The 19040-nt window shown below is 58.6% G+C and carries 19 protein-coding genes; 13 read left to right on the top strand and 6 right to left on the bottom strand.

What is annotated here, in order from left to right:
* Window positions 1-107 precede the first annotated feature (107 nt).
* Window positions 108-701 (top strand): L,D-transpeptidase, encoded by a 594-nt coding sequence (locus Q1A32_RS05705; protein ID WP_299608432.1) that lies wholly within the window; start codon window positions 108-110, stop codon window positions 699-701.
* Window positions 702-839: 138 nt separating this feature from the next.
* Entirely contained in the window at window positions 840-1019 is a 180-nt protein-coding gene (locus Q1A32_RS05700; protein WP_299650727.1) for a hypothetical protein, read from the top strand.
* A gap of 70 nt (window positions 1020-1089) precedes the next feature.
* Here Q1A32_RS05700 and hemH read toward each other — a convergent pair whose 3' ends face one another.
* Both hemH and Q1A32_RS05690 read right to left on the bottom strand, forming a co-directional pair.
* Entirely contained in the window at window positions 1090-2151 is a 1062-nt protein-coding gene (gene hemH, locus Q1A32_RS05695) for a ferrochelatase (RefSeq protein WP_299650724.1), read from the bottom strand.
* A gap of 55 nt (window positions 2152-2206) precedes the next feature.
* Entirely contained in the window at window positions 2207-3025 is an 819-nt protein-coding gene (locus Q1A32_RS05690) for an SAM-dependent methyltransferase (RefSeq protein ID WP_299650721.1), read from the bottom strand.
* A gap of 21 nt (window positions 3026-3046) precedes the next feature.
* On the opposite strand from Q1A32_RS05690, the gene Q1A32_RS05685 reads away from it, so the two are divergent.
* From Q1A32_RS05685 to Q1A32_RS05670, 4 genes are read left to right on the top strand one after another with little or no spacing between them, the layout of a single operon-like run.
* Window positions 3047-3772 (top strand): ComF family protein, encoded by a 726-nt coding sequence (locus Q1A32_RS05685; RefSeq protein WP_299650718.1) that lies wholly within the window; start codon window positions 3047-3049, stop codon window positions 3770-3772.
* A gap of 40 nt (window positions 3773-3812) precedes the next feature.
* Complete coding sequence (gene grxC / locus Q1A32_RS05680) at window positions 3813-4070, top strand: glutaredoxin 3 (protein ID WP_299608445.1); 258 nt, start codon at window positions 3813-3815, stop codon at window positions 4068-4070.
* Window positions 4071-4901: a carbon-nitrogen hydrolase family protein gene (locus Q1A32_RS05675; RefSeq protein ID WP_299650714.1), complete on the top strand. Its 831-nt coding sequence runs from the start codon at window positions 4071-4073 to the stop codon at window positions 4899-4901.
* Between the two features lie 6 nt (window positions 4902-4907).
* Window positions 4908-5372 (top strand): MarR family winged helix-turn-helix transcriptional regulator, encoded by a 465-nt coding sequence (locus Q1A32_RS05670; protein WP_299045065.1) that lies wholly within the window; start codon window positions 4908-4910, stop codon window positions 5370-5372.
* On the opposite strand, the gene ubiG is transcribed toward Q1A32_RS05670, so the two are convergent.
* A complete protein-coding gene (gene ubiG, locus Q1A32_RS05665) occupies window positions 5347-6093 on the bottom strand; it encodes a bifunctional 2-polyprenyl-6-hydroxyphenol methylase/3-demethylubiquinol 3-O-methyltransferase UbiG (protein WP_299650711.1) in 747 nt (248 codons plus the stop codon). The genes Q1A32_RS05670 and ubiG overlap by 26 nt on opposite strands.
* A gap of 51 nt (window positions 6094-6144) precedes the next feature.
* Between ubiG and pip the strand changes: the two genes are divergently transcribed.
* From pip to infB, 6 genes are all read left to right on the top strand, one after another.
* Window positions 6145-7116, top strand: coding sequence for a prolyl aminopeptidase (gene pip, locus Q1A32_RS05660; protein ID WP_299650708.1), 972 nt, complete (start codon window positions 6145-6147; stop codon window positions 7114-7116).
* Window positions 7113-7883, top strand: coding sequence for an ABC transporter substrate-binding protein (locus tag Q1A32_RS05655; protein WP_299650705.1), 771 nt, complete (start codon window positions 7113-7115; stop codon window positions 7881-7883). The genes pip and Q1A32_RS05655 overlap by 4 nt, the downstream gene beginning before the upstream one ends.
* 151 nt (window positions 7884-8034) lie before the next feature.
* Window positions 8035-8610 (top strand): ribosome maturation factor RimP, encoded by a 576-nt coding sequence (gene rimP, locus Q1A32_RS05650; protein WP_299608455.1) that lies wholly within the window; start codon window positions 8035-8037, stop codon window positions 8608-8610.
* On the top strand, window positions 8610-10235 hold the full coding sequence (gene nusA, locus Q1A32_RS05645) for a transcription termination factor NusA (RefSeq protein WP_299650703.1): 1626 nt from the start codon (window positions 8610-8612) through the stop codon (window positions 10233-10235). The genes rimP and nusA overlap by 1 nt, the downstream gene beginning before the upstream one ends.
* Before the next feature lie 22 nt (window positions 10236-10257).
* Complete coding sequence (locus Q1A32_RS05640) at window positions 10258-10878, top strand: RNA-binding protein (RefSeq protein ID WP_299650701.1); 621 nt, start codon at window positions 10258-10260, stop codon at window positions 10876-10878.
* A gap of 9 nt (window positions 10879-10887) precedes the next feature.
* A complete protein-coding gene (gene infB, locus Q1A32_RS05635) occupies window positions 10888-13359 on the top strand; it encodes a translation initiation factor IF-2 (protein ID WP_299650699.1) in 2472 nt (823 codons plus the stop codon).
* Window positions 13360-13685: 326 nt separating this feature from the next.
* Here infB and mutT read toward each other — a convergent pair whose 3' ends face one another.
* Genes mutT through Q1A32_RS05620 form a run of 3 tightly spaced genes read right to left on the bottom strand, consistent with a single transcriptional unit; the run spans window position 13686 to window position 16150 of the window.
* Window positions 13686-14084 (bottom strand): 8-oxo-dGTP diphosphatase MutT, encoded by a 399-nt coding sequence (gene mutT, locus Q1A32_RS05630; protein WP_299608462.1) that lies wholly within the window; start codon window positions 14082-14084, stop codon window positions 13686-13688.
* Complete coding sequence (gene argJ, locus Q1A32_RS05625) at window positions 14081-15307, bottom strand: bifunctional glutamate N-acetyltransferase/amino-acid acetyltransferase ArgJ (protein ID WP_299650696.1); 1227 nt, start codon at window positions 15305-15307, stop codon at window positions 14081-14083. Before argJ ends, mutT begins: the two co-directional genes overlap by 4 nt.
* A gap of 3 nt (window positions 15308-15310) precedes the next feature.
* On the bottom strand, window positions 15311-16150 hold the full coding sequence (locus Q1A32_RS05620; protein ID WP_299650693.1) for a peptidylprolyl isomerase: 840 nt from the start codon (window positions 16148-16150) through the stop codon (window positions 15311-15313).
* A gap of 177 nt (window positions 16151-16327) precedes the next feature.
* On the opposite strand from Q1A32_RS05620, the gene secA reads away from it, so the two are divergent.
* A complete protein-coding gene (gene secA / locus Q1A32_RS05615) occupies window positions 16328-19027 on the top strand; it encodes a preprotein translocase subunit SecA (RefSeq protein WP_299650690.1) in 2700 nt (899 codons plus the stop codon).
* Window positions 19028-19040: the final 13 nt, after the last annotated feature.

Below are 19040 nucleotides of genomic sequence, written 5' to 3'. Positions count from 1 at the left end.
CCACATCGGCGTGAAGCTGCGCGATGACATCTGTTTGATTTGCGACTGTCACTTTCAAGCAATATTGTTCGCGCGACTGGCAGGATTACACATCGGAGAGGCATTTAATGTCCAAGAAATCATTCAATACCCCAAGCCGCCGGGCATTTTTGGCCGGGACGGCAGCGCTTTTGGGCGCTCCTGCGATTGCTCAGAATGTGCCTGCAGGCCAGGCGTCCCGTGATCCCGAACTCTCGGCGCGACGCAATATCTCGAGCTTCCGTTCGCTGGATTGGCAGCCCTATTTCGACAACTTGCGCAAAGGCGCGATCCTTGTCGACATCGACAGCCGTGCCGTTCACTACTGGAACGAAGAGCAGACGGTATACAAACTGTACCCCTCAAGCGTCCCTTTGACCGAAGATCTGACGCGCCGGGGCCGAACAAAGGTGATCCTGAAGGATCCGCAACCGGATTGGCGCCCTACACCGTCCATGAAACAGCGGAACCCTGAATGGCCCGACTATATCGGTCCTGGCCCGCAAAACCCGTTGGGCACGCGGTCTCTGCACCTGAGCTGGACGTATTACCGCATCCACGGCACCCACGATACGCGCAAGATTGGGCGGAAGTCGTCGAATGGATGTATCGGCCTCTACAACGAGCATATCGAAGAGCTTTACGAGATGGCGAACGTCGGAACGCAAGTGTTGCTTATTTGACGACATTGAGGCGGATCGGCTGCTAAGTCCCTGAAACAAGGTTTGCAATCGCGGGCTATTGCTGTTTACACAGACTCACGAGGTAAGTCTTGGGTGCGTTCTGGCGTTGTTTGCCAGCGCGCAAAACTGGAGGTTAATATGAAAAAACTCGTTCTCGCTGCTGCACTGACTGCTGCTGCTTCGACCGCATTTGCTGGCGCACCTGCCGAGCCAATCATCGAAGCACCCGTGATCGTTGAAGAGACTCAAAGCTCTTCCGGTGGCATCATCCTGCCCCTGCTGATCCTGATCGCTGTGGTAGCTGCTGTCGCGGACTAAGTCCTAGACATCATAAAAAGAAAAAGGCGGCTCATCGCGAGCCGCCTTTTTTGTTTGAATTGCCAGTTTTTCAATCCAGCCAGCCGCGTAGGTTTTCGTTGATCACTGTGCTCAGTGCCTCGATATGCGCATCATCATCGTTCAGACATGGAATATAGGTGAACATCTCGCCACCGGCCTCTTCGAAGCTTTCCTTGATCTCTTCGTTGATCTCTTCCAGCGTTTCGATGCAATCGGCTGAGAATGCTGGCGCACATACGGCGATGTTTTTCTTACCATTTTCGGCCAGGCGCGCGACCTCCTCGACCGTATAGGGCTTCAGCCACTCTTCAGGACCGAACTTCGACTGGAAGGTCGTTGTGATTTCAGTGTCCTGCCACCCCAGCCGCTCTTTGAGCAGGCGCGTCGTTTTCTGGCACTGGCAATGGTACGGATCGCCCTCCATCAGATAGCGCAGCGGCACGCCGTGATAGCTGCACACCAGGATATCGGGCCGCGTGTCCAGCGCGCCATAGGCCCGTTCGATGGATTGGGCGAGTGCTTCGATATATTTCGGGTGCTGGTAATAGGGTTCGACTGTGCGCGTGGTTGGCTGCCACTTTTCTTCCATCATGGCGCGAAAGAACTGGTCGTTCGCCGTGGCTGATGTTGCTCCGGCGTAATGCGGGTAGAGCGGGAAAAACAAGATCTTCTGGCACCCGGCTTCGATCATCTCGCGCACCTTGGATTTGGTCGACGGATTGCCGTAGCGCATGCAGAAATCGACCACCACCTGATCGCCATATTGTGCGTGCATGGCATCCTTGATCTTGGCCGTCTGGTCCTTGGTGATGGTCATGAGGGGGCTTTCGCCTGCTTCATGATTCCAGATCGATTTGTATGCCGCACCCGATGAAAACGGACGCTTTGTCAGGATGATCAACTGCAGCAGGGGTTGCCAGATCCACGGGCTATAGTCGATGACCCGCTTGTCCGACAGAAACTCGCCCAGATACCGGCGCATAGACCAGTAGTCGTAGTTATCGGGTGTGCCGAGGTTCGCCAGCAAAATGCCAACGCGCGCCGGCGGGATCGCCGGGTGGTCAACGGCGGCATGCGCCGGACGGATCGCTGTTTTGCTGGTATCAAGCATCTTGGTTCATTCCGTGGTCATCAATGGCCCTCAGATAAACGGTTTTGCTTGCAGGTCAATCTGACAGCGGCGTTTCGTCCGTCTTGAGGGCATCTGCCAGCCGTGCTTGCGCGGATCCTGGTCGCAACGGTTTTTGCTGGCTGTCATCGGGAGCCCACCCTGTTAGCACGATCAGCTCGAAGGTGGCGATGATCCCGCCATCATCGCCGGGAAATCCATTGGCATAGATGTCTGCAGCGCGGTTCAGGATGTTGCGCCGGGTCAGCGATCTGGTCCGTGCCGCAAGCGCGTTTGTCTCTCCCATCGCACGCAGATCGCGCATCAGATGCCACATGGATTGGTATTGCACCCGCAAAGATACGGTGTCTGCGACCGGCAAGGCCAATCCGGATCGCTGCAACAGGGCACCCAGATCGCGCACTTCCGCCATGGGCGCCACGCGCGGAGACAGACCACCGGTTTCCATCGCTTCCGATTCGGCGAGACACGCACGCAACTCATGCAATGTCTGACCGCCCAAACCCACGGCCAACAACAACCCATCGGCGCGCAAGGCGCGGCGGCATTGGATCAGTTGCCCAACCGGATCATTTGCCCAATGCAAGCCCAGACTGTGGATCACCAAATCGTGTGTCGCTGGGGTCAGCGCCAGTGTCTCTGTCTCCGGCAGAACCTCTGCCCCATCAATGCGACCGTGCCACAATGATGGAAAAGCGGCCACGATCCCGGCGGATGAAAAGGATTTGTTAACCATCTCCAGACGATCCTCGACCTCGTCCCGGGCTGCCTCTTGCAGAAACAGGGCCGACAGGTGCGCGCGGGCGCGGTTGCGGGTCAGCGCTGCGGTGTCGGTCAAGGGCGTGGGTTGGGTCATGGCGGCATAGGTAGGACAGGCATGGGCCTTTTACAAACAGCACTCACCGCGATCTATCCCCCCCGCTGTTTGGGGTGCGGAGAGATGGTGGACAGCGATTTTGGGCTGTGCGGTGCATGTTGGGGTCAAACGGCGTTTGTCGGCGGAACGGTGTGCGACATCTGCAGCACGCCTTTGCCCGGATCCGTCGTTGATGAAGTAGTGCATTGTGACGTCTGCTTGCGCGCGCCAAAGCCTTGGAAACATGGGCGCGCGGCACTGATCTATACTGGCATGGGGCGCAAATTGGTCCTGCGTCTGAAACACGGGGATCGCCAGGAAATTGCGAAACCAGCGGCAGGATGGATGCGGCAGGCGGTGATGGATATGGCACCGGAAAATGCCCTGATCGCGCCCGTGCCCTTGCATTGGATGCGGCTGGCCAAGCGGCGCTACAACCAGTCAGCGCTGATTGCGAAGAGCCTGTCGGACATGACCGGACTTGATGCCTGCCCTGATCTGTTGGAACGTCCGCGCAAGACGCCTTCGCTTGATGGAAAGACACGGGGCGAGCGCGCGGATATCTTGGACGGGGCCATTCGGATCAATCCGCGCCGCCGTCACCGGATCATCAATCGTACCGTCGTATTGGTCGATGACGTGATGACAACCGGGGCCACGCTCAGCGCCTGCGCAGAGGCGTGTCGTGCGGCAGGTGCCACTGATGTGTGCGTTGCTGTGCTGGCACGTGTGGCGAAAGATGCCTAGATATCCGGCAAATTGAATTTGCGCTGAAAGGATCTGCGCCATGAAAGATGTTGAAATCTATACCTCACCCCTGTGCGGTTTCTGTCACGCGGCCAAACGGCTGCTGAAGCAAAAGGGCGTGTCCTTTTCGGAAGTTGATGTGCTGAAGAATCCCGGGCGCAAGGCCGAGATGATCCAGCGTGCCAATGGCGGTCGGACCGTTCCGCAGATTTTCATCGGGGAAACTCATGTCGGTGGTTGCGACGATCTCTATGCGCTTGAGCAATCCGGCAAGCTTGACCCGCTGCTTGCAGCGTAAATGAAAGCGGCCCTGCTCCAACTGAATGTCTCGGATGATCCGGTGGCCAATCTGCTCCGGACCATCCAGATGGTTGAACAAGCGGCGGACCAGGGGGCTGAGTTCATCCTGACCCCGGAGGTCACGAATTGCGTCTCAACGAGCCGGTCGCATCAACAGTCCGTTCTACAGTTCGAAGATGAAGATCCGACCTTGAAAGCGCTGCGCGATGTTGCGGCAACCCGCGGCGTGCACATCTTGATCGGCTCACTTGGTTTGAAGACCAACGACCCGGACGGCCGATTTGCCAACCGGTCTTTTTTGATTTGTCCCCGCGGGGACATCCTCGCCCGTTACGACAAAATCCACATGTTCGACGTCGCGATTAATGAATCCGAGACGTTCAAAGAATCCTCCGGCTACCGCCCCGGAACACAGGCCGTGATGGCCCAGGCCGACTTTGGACAGATCGGCATGGCGATCTGCTACGACATGCGGTTTCCACGGCTGGCGGACGCACTGGTGTCGGCAGGTGCGCAAATTCTGACCTACCCCGCTGCCTTTTCGCCCGTGACCGGTGCGGCCCATTGGCACAGCTTACTGCGGGCCCGTGCGATCGAAGGCGGGGTGTGGGTGATCGCCCCGGCCCAGACAGGCACGCATTCCAGCGCCCAGAACAGGACGCGCGACACTTACGGTCATTCGCTGGTCGTTGATCCGTGGGGTGAGGTGATACTTGACGCAAGGACTGACCCCGGCGTTTATGTCTTTGATCTGGATTTGGAAAAGGTGGCCGAGGCGCGCCGCCGTATCCCATCACGGGACAATGCGCGCCCCTTCAAAGCCCCCTGATGGCGCATGAGCACGGAAAAACACGCACTTGCCATTTCGCTGTTCAGCGAGGTGTTGGCGGCGGACCAGATGGTCCGCAACCGCCTGAGCCGTGTGTTGCCCAAGGGCATGGAAATTTCCCATTTCTCGGTTCTGAACCACTTGGCGTGGCACGAGGGTGAGCGTAGCCCGGCGCAATTGGCTGAGACGTTCAACGTCACGCGCGGCGCCATGACCAACACGCTCAGCCGTTTGGAATGGGCAGGTTACATCCACATCCGCCCCGACTGGGACGACGCGCGCCGCAAGATGGTGGCGATCAGCCCCGCAGGCAAACGTGCCCGTGAACAGGCGCTGAGTGCGATTGCCCCGATGGTCAGCGATGTCATCGACAAGTTGGGGGAAGAGCGTGTGCGCTCGACCCTGCCGATCCTGCGTCAATTGCGCGTCGAGATGTCGAACAAACCTAAGCCGGATTCAGAGACGCCGTGACGTAGTTCACGCTGAGGTCTGTGTCCGACAGCTTCCAGCCCCATGTCAGCGGATTGAAGATGAAACCTTTGCGGTCGACTGGGTCCAGACCCGCGTTGCGCATCAGATCAAACAACTCATCCGGCGTGATGAATTTCGACCATTCATGCGTACCCTTCGGCAGCCAGCGCATCACATGTTCGGCCCCGATGATCGCCATCATGTAGGATTTTGGGTTCCGGTTGATCGTTGAACAGATGTGCAGCCCGCCGGGTTTCAAAAGCTGGCGACAGGCGGTGAGATAGCTGAGCGGATCGGCCACATGCTCGACCACTTCCATGTTCAGAACGACGTCGAACTGCTCACCCGCAGCGGCCATGTCTTCGGCCGTCGTGTGGCGATAGTCGATGGTCAGGCCGGATTGTTCCGCATGCACCTGCGCCACGGGGATGTTTCGTTCCGCCGCGTCTGCGCCGACAACTTCGGCCCCAAGCCGCGCCATAGGTTCCGCTAAAAGCCCGCCACCGCAGCCGATATCCAGAATGCGCAGGCCCTTGAATGCTTCAGGGCCGGTAAGGTCCCGGTCAAATTCGGCTGCAATCTGGCTGGTGATATAGTCCAGCCGGCAGGGGTTCAGCATGTGAAGAGGCTTGAATTTCCCGTTGGGATCCCACCATTCCGCCGCCATCGCCTCAAATTTCGCGATTTCTGACGGGTCAACAGTGGTTTGATGCGTTTGCATTTGCGTCTCCGTATGCTCATGTGCGCTTTAAGCCCTATGTAGGTCGGTACGATGGACAAACACAGTGATCAAAAGCGCGCGGTGCAATATCTGTATCCGCCCACCGATCCCTTCGATCAGCGCATGCTGGAGGTGGGGCAAGGTCACCGCATTTATGTAGAGCAATGCGGCAATCCTGACGGTGTGCCCGTTGTCGTGTTGCATGGCGGACCGGGCGGCGGATGCAGCCCGGCCATGCGCCGGTATTTCGATCCCGAACACTACCGGGTGATTCTGTTTGATCAACGCGGCTGTGGCCGGTCCCGTCCGCATGCGTCCGTGATGAACAACACGACGTGGCATCTGGTCGATGATATCGAGTTGATCCGCAAGTCTCTGGAAATTGATGCGTGGATTGTGTTCGGCGGCAGCTGGGGTGCAACGCTCGCTTTGATTTATGCCGAAGAGCATCCAGCCCGTGTGCGCAACCTTGTGCTGCGCGGTGTGTTCCTGATGACGCAGGCCGAGTTGGACTGGTTCTATGGCGGCGGTGCCGGCAAGTTCTGGCCCGAGGTTTGGGCCCGGTTCGAAGGGTTAATCCCCGAGGATGAGCGCGGCGATCTGATCGGGGCTTACCACCGGCGGCTCTTTTCCGGGGATGTCGCGATGGAAACACGCTTTGCCCGCGCGTGGTCGTCTTGGGAAAACGCGCTGGCATCGATCCATTCGTCCGGCGCGGGTGGTGAAGCGCCCGGTGACTATGCTCGCGCCTTCGCGCGGCTTGAGAATCACTACTTCACCAATGCGGGCTTTCTGGAATTCGACGGACAGATCCTTGCCCACGCGGGCAGGATCAAACACATTCCCGGCACCATCGTGCAGGGCCGCTATGACATGATCTGCCCGCCTGACAGTGCTTACGCGTTGTCACAGGCGTGGCCGATGGGGGAGTTGAAAATGGTCCGCAATGCTGGGCATGCCTTGTCTGAGCCGGGAATTTCGGCTGAACTGGTGCGCACCATGGACAGGATTGCAGGAAAATGACCCGGATCGACCGCCGCGCGCTTTTTGCTTCCGGTGCTGCCGCAGCCTTGCTGGCGGCCACGGGCGCATCTGCGCTGCCCAAGCGGGGCGGGCGGTTGAAGGCGGCGTTGTCGCCCGCGCTGTTTGATCAAGCGGTGGCCGCGACAGTCTTCGACAACCTGACAGAGATTGCGGCCGACGGCACGCTGCGCGGTGAATTGGCGACTGAGTGGTCGTCGGATGCAGAGGCGCGTGTCTGGCGGTTCAAGCTGCGCGAAGGTGTGAAGTTCCACGATGGTACCGTATTTAATGCGGCGTCTGTTGGTGGCTTCATGTGGAATGTGACCACGATTGATGACCTCACGTTTGAGATCACGCTGGATGCGCCGAACCCAAGCCTGCCTTATCTCTTGGCGCAGCCGGGGTTCGAAGTGCGGTCTACGACGGGCACCGGGTTATATGAAATACAGAAGCTCGACGCCGGGCGGCACTTCATCGGCAGTCGCGTAGAAAACCACTGGAAGCAGGGTGCCGGGTGGTTCGATTCGGTCGAGTTTGTGCAGTTCAGCGCCGAACAGATTCGTGGCGAAGCGTTGCGCGATGGGTTGGTGGATGTGGCCGATGTAATCGCTTTGGACGACTACGCCGACCCGCGCGATTTCCAGACATTGCCCAATGCGCATGCTGCGACGCATATCGCCAGCCGGTCGGTCACAGTGCCTGTCACCGTCGGCAAATCATGTCCGCTCGACAACCTGCGCATGGCTGAACGGTGGTGGATGGCCTGAACCCAATCGCATGGGGCTTGCAGACTCAGGACCACATGCGTATATCCCCCTCAACAGCGGCGCGCTGGGGTCCACACCCGACGCTCCACCGGGAAACACCAACGGGCCGCGCGCCCGTTTTTTTGTGCCCTGCACCTAGATATTGGACACCATGACCAACGACCTGATCGCCAAAGCAGCCATCGACCGCCGCCTGGCCGAGATCATCACTCCGGTGATCGAGGATCTGGGCTATGAACTGGTGCGCATCCGGCTGATGAGCGGCAAGGAAACGACGCTGCAAATCATGGCGGACAAGCCCGATGGCGGGATCGAAGTGGATGATTGCGGTGCGATTTCGACAGCCGTGAGCGCGACGCTGGACGTGGAGGATCCGATTCTGGACGCCTATACGCTTGAAGTGTCCAGCCCCGGTATTGATCGCCCGCTGACGCGCCTCAAGGATTTTGATGCGTTCGAAGGCTACGAGGCGAAGCTGGAAACCGACGAATTGATCGACGGGCGCCGCCGCTTCAAAGGTGTGTTGGCCGGGATTGAAGACGACGAAGTGCTGATCAACGTGGCCGAGGGCACGATTGGCCTGAAGTTCGAGTGGTTGAGCGATGCAAAGCTGGTCCTGACGGACGAGTTGATCAAGGAAATGCTGCGCCAGCGCAAAGCCGCGGGCGTGTTGAACGAAACTGATTTCGACGAGATACAGACCGAAGGGTCAGAGGAGGACGGCTGATGGCCATTACATCTGCAAACCAGCTTGAGCTGCTGCAAACCGCAGAAGCCGTTGCGCGCGAAAAGATGATCGACCCCGGTTTGGTGGTCGAGGCGATGGAAGAATCGCTCGCCCGTGCGGCCAAGTCCCGCTACGGGGCCGAAATGGACATTCGTGTCGCCATCGACCGCAAGACCGGCAAGGCTACATTCACCCGCGTCCGCACCGTGGTCGAGGATGAGGAGCTGGAAAACTACCAGGCCGAGTTCACCGTCGAGCAGGCCAAGCAGTACATGGAAAACCCTGCCGTCGGTGACACCTTTGTCGAGGAAGTCCCCCCGGTAGAGATGGGCCGCATCGCTGCCCAATCCGCCAAGCAGGTGATCCTGCAGAAGGTGCGCGAAGCCGAGCGTGACCGTCAGTACGAAGAGTTCAAGGACCGCGCGGGCACCATCATCAACGCGTTGGTCAAGCGTGAGGAATACGGCAACGTCATCGTGGACGTGGGTGCGGGCGAAGCCATCCTGCGCCGCAACGAAAAGATCGGCCGCGAATCGTACCGCCCGAATGACCGCATCCGCTGCTACATCAAAGATGTACGCCGCGAACAACGCGGTCCGCAAATCTTCCTGAGCCGCACGGCGCCTGAATTCATGGCCGAGTTGTTCAAGATGGAAGTGCCCGAGATTTACGATGGCATCATCGACATCAAGGCCGTGGCCCGTGATCCCGGCAGCCGTGCGAAGATCGCCGTGATCTCTTATGACAACTCCATCGACCCTGTCGGGGCGTGTGTGGGTATGCGCGGGTCACGCGTGCAGGCCGTTGTGAACGAATTGCAGGGTGAAAAGATCGACATCATTCCATGGAATGAAGATCAGCCCACTTTCCTTGTGAACGCGCTGCAGCCTGCGGAAGTGAGCAAAGTTGTTCTGGACGAAGAGGCCGGCAAGATCGAAGTGGTCGTGCCCGAGGAACAATTGTCCCTCGCCATTGGCCGTCGTGGTCAGAACGTTCGTTTGGCAAGCCAGCTGACCAACCTTGATATCGACATCATGACCGAAGCCGAAGAATCGGCCCGTCGTCAGGCGGAATTCGAGCAACGTACCAAGTTGTTCATGGACACGCTGGACCTGGATGAATTCTTTGCGCAGTTGCTGGTCTCCGAAGGGTTCACGAACCTCGAAGAGGTCGCCTATGTCGAGCAGGAAGAACTGCTGGTCATCGACGGCGTGGACGAAGGCACCGCTCAGGAACTGCAAGCCCGTGCCCGCGACGTGTTGGAAGCGCAAGCCAAGGCAGCACTGGATAATGCGCGCAGCATGGGTGCCGAAGACAGCCTTATTGAATTCGACGGGCTCACACCCCAAATGGTAGAGGCGCTCGCCAAGGACGACGTCAAAACCCTCGAAGATTTTGCGACATGCGCGGACTGGGAACTGGCCGGTGGCTGGACAACCGTCGATGGCGAACGTCACAAGGATGATGGTGTTCTGGAACCCTTTGAGGTTTCCCTGGAAGAGGCACAACATTTGATCATGACGGCCCGCGTATTGCTTGGTTGGGTCGACCCGGCAGAGCTTGAGGCCCAACAGGCCGAAGCCGAAGAAGACGGCGAAGAAGCCACCGAGGAGGCCGAGGCCTGATCTCAGGCCTCGGGTGGGCCTGATGGGACGCGGTGGCGCCTCAAAGGATCGGTCGGATGGACCGGAACGCAAGTGCATTGCCACGGGCGAGGTGCAACCCAAATATGGGTTGATCCGCTTTGTCGTGGGACCAGATGCGCAGATCGTGCCGGACATCGCGGGCAAGTTGCCCGGTCGTGGTATTTATGTTGCGGCGGATCGGTCAGCACTTGAGAAGGCAGTGCAGAAGAAGCTGTTTGCACGGGGGGCCAAGCAACCCGTGCAGGTGCCCGAAGGCCTGGTGGACGAGGTCGAACGCCAATTGGCGCGGCGTGTCGTTGACCTGATTGCCCTGTCCCGCAAGTCGGGCAGTGCCGTGGCCGGGTACGAGAAGGTCAAGAACATGCTTCAGATGGAAGAAGCACTGGTTTTGATCCAGGCGTCGGATGGTTCGGGCCGTGGCAAGTCCAAACTGAGCACGCCGCATTTTGGAACTTACATCGGCTGGTTGACGGCCGACGAGTTGGGTTTGGCATTCGGACGCCAAACTGTGATACATGGGGCGCTCGCCTCTGGTGGACTCACGCAACGTGTTGTAGAGGAAGCCAACCGTTTACGCGGGGTGCGCGAAAATGACGACGGCAAGGGCCGTCGGGAAGGATAGACGAGCTTTATGAGCGATACTGACGGGAAGAAGACTTTGGGTCTGCGCAGCGGCGCGCGTCCGGGCAATGTGAAACAGAGTTTCAGCCACGGACGGACCAAGAATGTCGTCGTCGAAACCAAACGCAAGCGCGTTGTGGTACCCAAGCCGGGTGCCGCAAAGCCTGCCGGCGCTGCGGGCTCTGCCGGTGGTGATCCAAGCCGTCGCCCTGCGGGCATTTCCGATGCTGAGATGGACCGCCGCCTGAAGGCCGTGCAAGCCGCCAAGGCGCGTGAGGTCGAAGAGGCCGCCAAGCGTGCTGAGGAAGAGAAAGCGCGCGAAGTCGAACGCGAGCGTCGCCGGGCCGAAGCCGAAGCCAAAGAGCAAGCCGAGCGTGAACGCGAGGAAGCCCTCAAGGCCAAGGAAGAAGAAGAGAAGCGCAAAGTGGCCGAAGCTGCCGCTGCTGCTCAGGCCGCTGCCGCGGCCCCTGCAGAGGCTGCAAAACCTGCGCAACGTCAGGCCACGCCTGCTGCGACCCCACGCAAGACGGATCGCGAGCGCGAACAGCGCCCCAGCAACCGTGGCCGTGACGATGGCGGTCGCCGCTCTGGCAAGCTGACGTTGAACCAAGCGCTGCGCGGTGGCGAAGGTGGCCGTCAGCGGTCCATGGCCGCGATGAAGCGCAAGCAAGAGCGTGCCCGCCAGAAAGCGATGGGCGGCTCGGTTGAGCGTGAAAAGGTTATGCGCACGGTTGCGTTACCCGAAGCGATTGTCGTGTCTGAGCTGGCCAACCGTATGGCCGAGCGTGTGGGCGATGTCGTCAAGGCGCTGATGAACAACGGCATGATGGTCACGCAGAACCAGACCATTGACGCGGATACCGCCGAGTTGATCATCGAAGAGTTTGGCCACAAGGTGCAGCGCGTTTCCGATGCTGATGTTGAGGACGTGATCAAAGAGGTCATCGACAACGATGAAGACCTGCAAGATCGTCCGCCCGTCATTACCATCATGGGTCACGTTGACCACGGTAAGACATCGCTGCTGGACGCCATCCGTGACGCCAAGGTCGTCTCGGGCGAAGCTGGCGGTATCACCCAGCACATTGGTGCCTATCAGGTGAAAACCGATGGCGGCGCGTTGTTGTCGTTCCTTGATACTCCGGGCCACGCGGCGTTTACGTCGATGCGGTCGCGCGGTGCGCAAGTGACGGACATCGTTGTTCTGGTGGTTGCGGCGGATGACGCTGTGATGCCGCAGACGATTGAGGCCATCAACCACGCCAAGGCGGCCGAGGTGCCGATGATCGTGGCGATCAACAAGATCGACAAACCCGATGCGACACCTGACAAGGTCCGCACCGATCTGCTGCAACACGAGGTCATCGTCGAGAAGATGTCCGGCGATGTTCAGGATGTCGAAGTTTCGGCCATCACGGGTCAGGGTCTGGACGAACTGCTGGAAGCCATCGCGCTGCAAGCCGAGATACTGGAACTGAAAGCCAACCCCGACCGCGCTGCCCAAGGTGCCGTGATCGAGGCGCAGCTTGATGTGGGCCGTGGTCCTGTTGCGACCGTTCTGGTTCAGAACGGCACGCTGCGTCAGGGCGATATCTTTGTTGTGGGTGAGCAGTACGGTAAGGTCCGTGCGCTGATCAACGACAAGGGCGAACGCGTCAAAGAGGCGGGCCCATCGGTGCCTGTCGAGGTTCTGGGCCTGAATGGCACACCCGAAGCGGGTGACGTTCTGAATGTGACAGAGACCGAAGCACAGGCACGCGAGATCGCGGAATACCGCGAGAAAGCGGCCAAGGACAAACGTGCGGCGGCTGGTGCGGCCACGACCCTTGAACAGCTGATGGCCAACGCCAAAGCCGACGAGAACGTCAGCGAGTTGCCCATCTTGGTCAAAGCGGACGTGCAAGGGTCTGCCGAAGCCATCGTTCAGGCGATGGAGAAGATTGGCAATGACGAGGTGCGCGTGCGCGTGCTGCACTCGGGCGTCGGTGCGATCACCGAAACCGATGTGGGTCTGGCCGAAGCGTCAGGCGCGCCTATCATGGGCTTTAACGTGCGTGCGAATGCATCCGCCCGGAACACTGCGAACCAGAAGGGCGTCGAAATCCGATACTATTCGGTGATCTATGACCTTGTGGACGATGTGAAAGCGGCGGCATCTGGCTTGCTGAGCGCGGAGATCCGCGAGACCTTTATCGGCTATGCTGAGATCAAAGAGGTCTTCAAGGTATCCAACGTCGGCAAGGTCGCGGGCTGTCTGGTCACCGAAGGTGTGGCGCGCCGCTCTGCCGGTGTGCGTCTGCTGCGCGACAACGTCGTGATCCACGAGGGCACCCTGAAAACTCTGAAACGCTTCAAAGATGAAGTGGCCGAAGTGCAGTCGGGCCAGGAATGCGGCATGGCGTTCGAGAACTACGACGACATCCGTCCAAAGGATGTGATTGAGATCTTCGAGCGCGAAGAGGTCACGCGGACACTCGACTAATCGCATTACTGACAAGCAAGGAAAAAGGGGACGGCGAAGTGCACCGTCCCCTTTTTTCTTCAGATCGTCGCGTTATGCAGTTTGCGTAACGGGTGTACCGGAGTAGTGAGCTCCGTCGACCCTGACAGTCATCCGTCCATCAGAAAGGGTTTTTACGTAAACCCCTTGGATTAGAACGGCACTGCCCAAGGCAATAGTGCGTAGCATGACTTTCCTCCCCAAAAAGAAAGTGATGCCTCAACTATAAGTATGATGGTTAACAAGTCATCAACAATGTCACAGAACTGTCTCTTTTTTCGCCAGTTTGTGAAGAATATGACTGAAACCTATAGCCAATCTCGGAGGATCGGGATCAGCGGGATGTCCGCTTCGGGCATGGGATAGTCCCGCAAATCCTTGGGCCGCACCCATTTCAGAGCCTGATTTTCGCGAGATTGAGGCGTGCCCTCCCACTTTCGACAGGCAAATAGCGGCATCAGTAGATGAAATGTCTCGTAGCTGTGGCTGGCAAAGGTCAGCGGCGCGAGACATGACTGCCACGTGTCGATTCCCAATTCTTCCTGCAACTCCCGGATCAAGGCAGCTTCGGGCGTTTCGCCCTGTTCGACCTTGCCACCCGGAAATTCCCAGAGCCCCGCCATGGACTTGCCTTCGGGCCGTTGGGCCAACAACACGCGCCCGTCCACATCAATCAGCGCCACGGCTGAAACCAGAACAACCTTCACGACCGGTAATCCGCGTTGATGTCGATATATCCATGGGTCAAGTCGCAGGTCCACACCGTGGCCTGCCCGTCTCCCATGCCGCAGTCTACCCGGATATGGATGTGGTCGCCCTTCATATGCGTTGCTGCATCTTCTTCACGATAGCTCGGACTGACCCATCCATTTTCAGCGACCAAAACATCGCCAAACCAGATCGACAGCGTGTCTCGATCAGCTGGCGCGCCAGATTTGCCAATTGCCATCACGACGCGGCCCCAATTGGGATCTTCGCCGGCAATGGCGGTTTTGACCAAAGGCGAGTTTGCAATGGACAGGCCGTGAGTTTTGGCCGCCGTATTGTCCGTGCAGCCCGTCACTGCGATCTCGACAAACTTTGTCGCGCCTTCGCCGTCCCGCACCACTTGATGCGCAAGGTCGAGCATGACGGAGTGCAGCGCATCCGCAAAATCAGTGCTGTCGGCAACATCCACCCCACTTGCGCCGGTTGCGGCCACAAGCAGGCTGTCCGACGTTGACGTGTCGCTGTCGACGGTAATGCAGTTGAACGTTCGATCGCAGATGCTGCTGGTCAAGTCCTGCAACGCGCCTTGTTCGATCAACGCGTCCGTAAAGATGTAGACAAGCATGGTCGCCATGTCCGGGGCGATCATGCCGCTGCCTTTGGCGATCCCCGCGATACGCACCGCAGTACCGTCAATGACCACCGTCTGCGCGGCACCCTTTGCGTAGGTATCCGTCGTCATGATCGCCGAAGCGGCATCAGCAATTGCATCTGGCGCTTGATTTGTAACGAGGTCGGCCAGATGCGCCGTGATCCGATCATGCGCCAAAGGCTCACCAATCACACCAGTCGACGCGGTAAAGACGCGGTCTTCCGGCAAACTGGTTGCTTGTGAGGTCGCCGTGACCAACGCCTGCACAGCGTCGGTTCCATTACGCCCAGTAAAGGCGTTTGCATTGCCTGCATTCACCAATATCGCCGCGCCAGCTTCGCTATTCCGCCCAATCTTGTTCTGGCAATCCAACACCGGCGCAGCGCGTGTCGCCGATTTGGTGAACACCCCGGCGACAGCCGTTCCCGGAGCGCACACCGCGAGCATGACGTCCTTTCGACCAGTATACCGCACACCTGCAGCGGTTGCTGCAAATGTTACGCCGTTGATTTCTGGCAGTTCGGGAAAACGTTCTGGTGCCAAGGGCGACCGAGGCAAAGCACCGGCCATCGTTTACTGTACCAAGGTCAGATCAAGGAGAACCGAAGGGTCAATCTCAGCCGCTGCGGATTGGTCAATCTGGGCACCTTCAGTCAGTTCCGCCACATATCCTTCGACTGCCGTATCACGGACGGTCTGTTCCAATTCCTCGCGCACTTCGTCCAAAGCGGGGGCTTCGGCGATCCGCGTTTCGTTCAGAACGATGATATGCCAGCCAAAGTCGGTTTGGACGGGGTCAGAGACTTCGCCCACTTCCAGTGCAATGACGGCCGCTTCGAAGCTGGGCACCATTTGACCTGTGCCGAACCAGCCAAGCAGTCCACCGTTCGGGCCCGATGGGCCAGTCGACTTTTCACGTGCCGTGGCTTCGAAATCTGCACCACCTTCGATTTCGGATTTGACGGCGGTCGCTTCTTCCTCTGTTTCCACGAGAATATGGGACGCGTTATACTCTTCCTTTGGTGTAGTCCCGGCGAATTGTGCCTCATACGCGGCCTGGATCGCATCGTCTGTCAGCTGCTCTTGAAACAGTACTTCCAGTGCTTCGCCAGCTGTCAAAGACCGGGTTTCGTTTTCAAGCTGAAACTGCGCGCGCTTCGGAAGTTCACCTTCGTAGGCCTGAGCGAGAAGGGTCTGGTTGATCAGTTGTTCAAGAATGCCGGTGAACAGCACTTCGGGTGGCAATTGCTGGAATTGCTGCGGCAGGGATGCGCGTGCCACAATCATGTGACCAACGGTGATGTCCGTTCCGTTTACAGTGGCGACAACCGTGTCCGCATCCTGTGCAGCCGCCGGTAGCGCCATCGCGGCGATCAGACCAAGCGCGGGCAGGGAAAAGAAACGTTTTTTCATGGAACAGTCCTTGGGCTTCGGCGCCCGTCCCGGGGCGCGCATTGACACGGTTTCTCGTGACCCTTACATCGCCCTATGGACGCGGCCCGGGCCGGTTTTCGCCCACCGTATCTATGGGCTTGGCGCGCGCCCGGCAAGCAGTTGCTGCATGAACATAATTGATCGGCTGGAGAACGCATGCTCGGTTTCGGAACCCTCACCAAGAAGGTGTTTGGCACACCCAATGATCGCAAGGTCAAGGGAGCGCGTCCGCTGGTCGAAAAGATCAACGCACTTGAGCCGGAATTCGAAGCGCTGAGCGACGAGGGCCTTCAGGAAAAGACCCAATCACTGGCCGAACGTGCCATAGGCGGCGAGAGCCTTGATGACCTTTTGCCTGAAGCCTTTGCCAACTGTCGCGAGGCTGCCAAGCGCACATTGGGTTTGCGGGCCTATGACACGCAGTTGTTGGGTGCCATTTTCCTGCATCAGGGCAACATTGCCGAGCAGAAGACCGGCGAGGGTAAGACCCTGACCGCGACCTTTGCCACCTACCTGAACGCTTTGACGGGCGACGGTGTCCATGTCGTGACCGTGAACGATTACCTCGTGCAGCGTGACGCGGAATGGATGGGCAAGGTATTTTCCGCCCTTGGCCTGACAACCGGCGTCGCCATTGCGGGTATGGACGAAGACTCCAAGCGCGAGGCGTATGCCTGCGACGTGACCTATGCCACGAACAACGAACTTGGCTTTGACTACCTGCGCGACAACATGAAGCCCACGATCGAGGATATGGTTCAGCGCGGCCACAACTACGCTATCGTGGACGAGGTCGACAGCATCCTGATCGACGAAGCACGGACACCGTTGATCATTTCCGGCCCATTGGCTGACCGGTCCGAGATGTATGTGACCATCGACGGGATCATCCCGTTGATCGAGGACGATCACTTTACCCTCGACGAGAAACAGAAAAACGTGACCTTCACCGATGAAGGCAACGAGTTTCTTGAAGAGCAGTTGCGGGTACGCGGTCTGATCGAAGAAGGCGCGTCGCTTTACGATCCCGAAAGCACGTCCATCGTGCACCACGTGAATCAGGGACTGCGCGCGCACAAGCTGTTCACGAAGGACAAGGATTACATCGTCCGGGATGGCGAAGTTGTCCTGATCGACGAATTCACCGGGCGCATGATGGCGGGGCGTCGTTTGTCCGACGGTCTGCATCAGGCCATCGAGGCCAAGGAAGACGTGAAGATCCAGCCTGAGAACCAGACCCTCGCGTCGGTCACGTTCCAGAACTACTTCCGCCTGTACAACAAACTGGCGGGCATGACCGGGACCGCTGCGACCGAGGCGGAAGAGTTCGGTGCCATCTACGGCCTTGGCGTTGTCGAGGTGCCAACGAACAAACCCATCGCGCGTGTTGATGAGGACGATCAGGTGTTCCGCACCGGTCAGGAAAAATATCAGGCCATGGTCCAAGAGATCAAGGCGGCCCACGAAAGGGGGCAGCCGGTTCTGGTCGGCACGACCTCCATCGACAAGTCAGAGATGTTTTCCTCCCTGCTGCAAGCGGAAGAAATCCCCCACAACGTTCTGAACGCGCGCCAGCACGAGCAGGAAGCGCAGATTATCGCGGATGCGGGCAAGTACGGTGCGGTGACAATCGCAACAAACATGGCGGGTCGTGGCACGGACATTCAGCTTGGCGGCAATGTCGAATTGAAGGTTCTCGAAGCAATCACGGCTGATCCGGAGGTCGATCCCGAAGAGACGCGCAAACGGATCGAAGCCGAGCATGAAGATGAGAAGCAGAAAGTGCTGGCCGCGGGCGGATTGTTTGTTCTCGCCTCTGAACGGCACGAAAGCCGCAGGATCGACAACCAGTTGCGCGGCCGGTCGGGCCGTCAGGGTGACCCCGGTCGTACGTCGTTCTACCTGAGCCTTGAAGATGACCTGATGCGCATCTTTGGGTCGGACCGCCTGGACAAGGTCCTCAAGACCCTCGGCATGGAAGAAGGCGAAGCCATCGTTCACCCATGGGTCAACAAGTCCCTTGAACGTGCGCAGGCCAAGGTCGAAGGGCGCAACTTCGATATCCGCAAGCAATTGCTGAAATTCGATGACGTTATGAACGACCAGCGCAAAGTGATCTTCAACCAGCGCCGCGAGATCATGGAAGCCGAAGACCTGTCGGAAATCACATCTGACATGCGTGACGAGGTGGTCGATGACCTGATCGACCAATACATGCCCGCCAACAGCTATGCCGATCAGTGGGATACGCACGGTTTGTATGCGGATGTCATCGAACACCTTGGCCTGGATGTGCCTGTGATCGCATGGTGTGAAGAAGAAGGCGTGGATGACGAACAGATCCGCGAACGCCTCATTGAAGCCAGCGATAAAATGCTCGCGGAAAAGGCCAAAGCCTTTGGCGAAGAGAATATGCGCAGCATCGAAAAGCAGCTGATCTTGCAGGCCATCGACGGCAAATGGCGGGAACACCTGCTGACGCTCGAACATTTGCGGTCTGTCGTTGGTTTCCGCGGGTATGCGCAGCGCGATCCGCTGAACGAGTACAAGAACGAGTCGTTCCAGCTGTTTGAATCCATGCTGGAAAGCCTACGGACCGAGGTGACCAATAAACTGTCCCGCATTCGTCCGCTGACAGACGAAGAACGTGCCCAAATGTTGGCGCAAATGAATGCGCAGCAACAGCAGGTTGTAGACGCTGCCGAAACCAACGCCCCGCCGGCACCAACGGCCGAAGCGGTCGAAAACGGCTTTGACGAAAACGATCAAAGCACGTGGGGCAATCCGGGTCGGAACGAGCAGTGCCCATGTGGCTCTGGCAAGAAGTTCAAACACTGTCACGGCGCGCTGGTCTGATCCAGCCGCCGCA

The organism is uncultured Tateyamaria sp., assembly GCF_947503415.1.
GTDB lineage: Bacteria > Pseudomonadota > Alphaproteobacteria > Rhodobacterales > Rhodobacteraceae > Tateyamaria.
This window is presented reverse-complemented; position numbering and strand designations above follow the sequence as displayed.

Coding starts and splice junctions, on each gene's coding strand:
- Q1A32_RS05705 (WP_299608432.1), top strand. CDS start 108: ATGTCCAAGAAATCATTCAATACCCCAAGCCGCCGGGCATTTTTGGCC.
- Q1A32_RS05700 (WP_299650727.1), top strand. CDS start 840: ATGAAAAAACTCGTTCTCGCTGCTGCACTGACTGCTGCTGCTTCGACC.
- hemH (WP_299650724.1), bottom strand. CDS start 2,151: ATGCTTGATACCAGCAAAACAGCGATCCGTCCGGCGCATGCCGCCGTT.
- Q1A32_RS05690 (WP_299650721.1), bottom strand. CDS start 3,025: ATGACCCAACCCACGCCCTTGACCGACACCGCAGCGCTGACCCGCAAC.
- Q1A32_RS05685 (WP_299650718.1), top strand. CDS start 3,047: ATGGGCCTTTTACAAACAGCACTCACCGCGATCTATCCCCCCCGCTGT.
- grxC (WP_299608445.1), top strand. CDS start 3,813: ATGAAAGATGTTGAAATCTATACCTCACCCCTGTGCGGTTTCTGTCAC.
- Q1A32_RS05675 (WP_299650714.1), top strand. CDS start 4,071: ATGAAAGCGGCCCTGCTCCAACTGAATGTCTCGGATGATCCGGTGGCC.
- Q1A32_RS05670 (WP_299045065.1), top strand. CDS start 4,908: ATGAGCACGGAAAAACACGCACTTGCCATTTCGCTGTTCAGCGAGGTG.
- ubiG (WP_299650711.1), bottom strand. CDS start 6,093: ATGCAAACGCATCAAACCACTGTTGACCCGTCAGAAATCGCGAAATTT.
- pip (WP_299650708.1), top strand. CDS start 6,145: ATGGACAAACACAGTGATCAAAAGCGCGCGGTGCAATATCTGTATCCG.
- Q1A32_RS05655 (WP_299650705.1), top strand. CDS start 7,113: ATGACCCGGATCGACCGCCGCGCGCTTTTTGCTTCCGGTGCTGCCGCA.
- rimP (WP_299608455.1), top strand. CDS start 8,035: ATGACCAACGACCTGATCGCCAAAGCAGCCATCGACCGCCGCCTGGCC.
- nusA (WP_299650703.1), top strand. CDS start 8,610: ATGGCCATTACATCTGCAAACCAGCTTGAGCTGCTGCAAACCGCAGAA.
- Q1A32_RS05640 (WP_299650701.1), top strand. CDS start 10,258: ATGGGACGCGGTGGCGCCTCAAAGGATCGGTCGGATGGACCGGAACGC.
- infB (WP_299650699.1), top strand. CDS start 10,888: ATGAGCGATACTGACGGGAAGAAGACTTTGGGTCTGCGCAGCGGCGCG.
- argJ (WP_299650696.1), bottom strand. CDS start 15,307: ATGGCCGGTGCTTTGCCTCGGTCGCCCTTGGCACCAGAACGTTTTCCC.
- Q1A32_RS05620 (WP_299650693.1), bottom strand. CDS start 16,150: ATGAAAAAACGTTTCTTTTCCCTGCCCGCGCTTGGTCTGATCGCCGCG.
- secA (WP_299650690.1), top strand. CDS start 16,328: ATGCTCGGTTTCGGAACCCTCACCAAGAAGGTGTTTGGCACACCCAAT.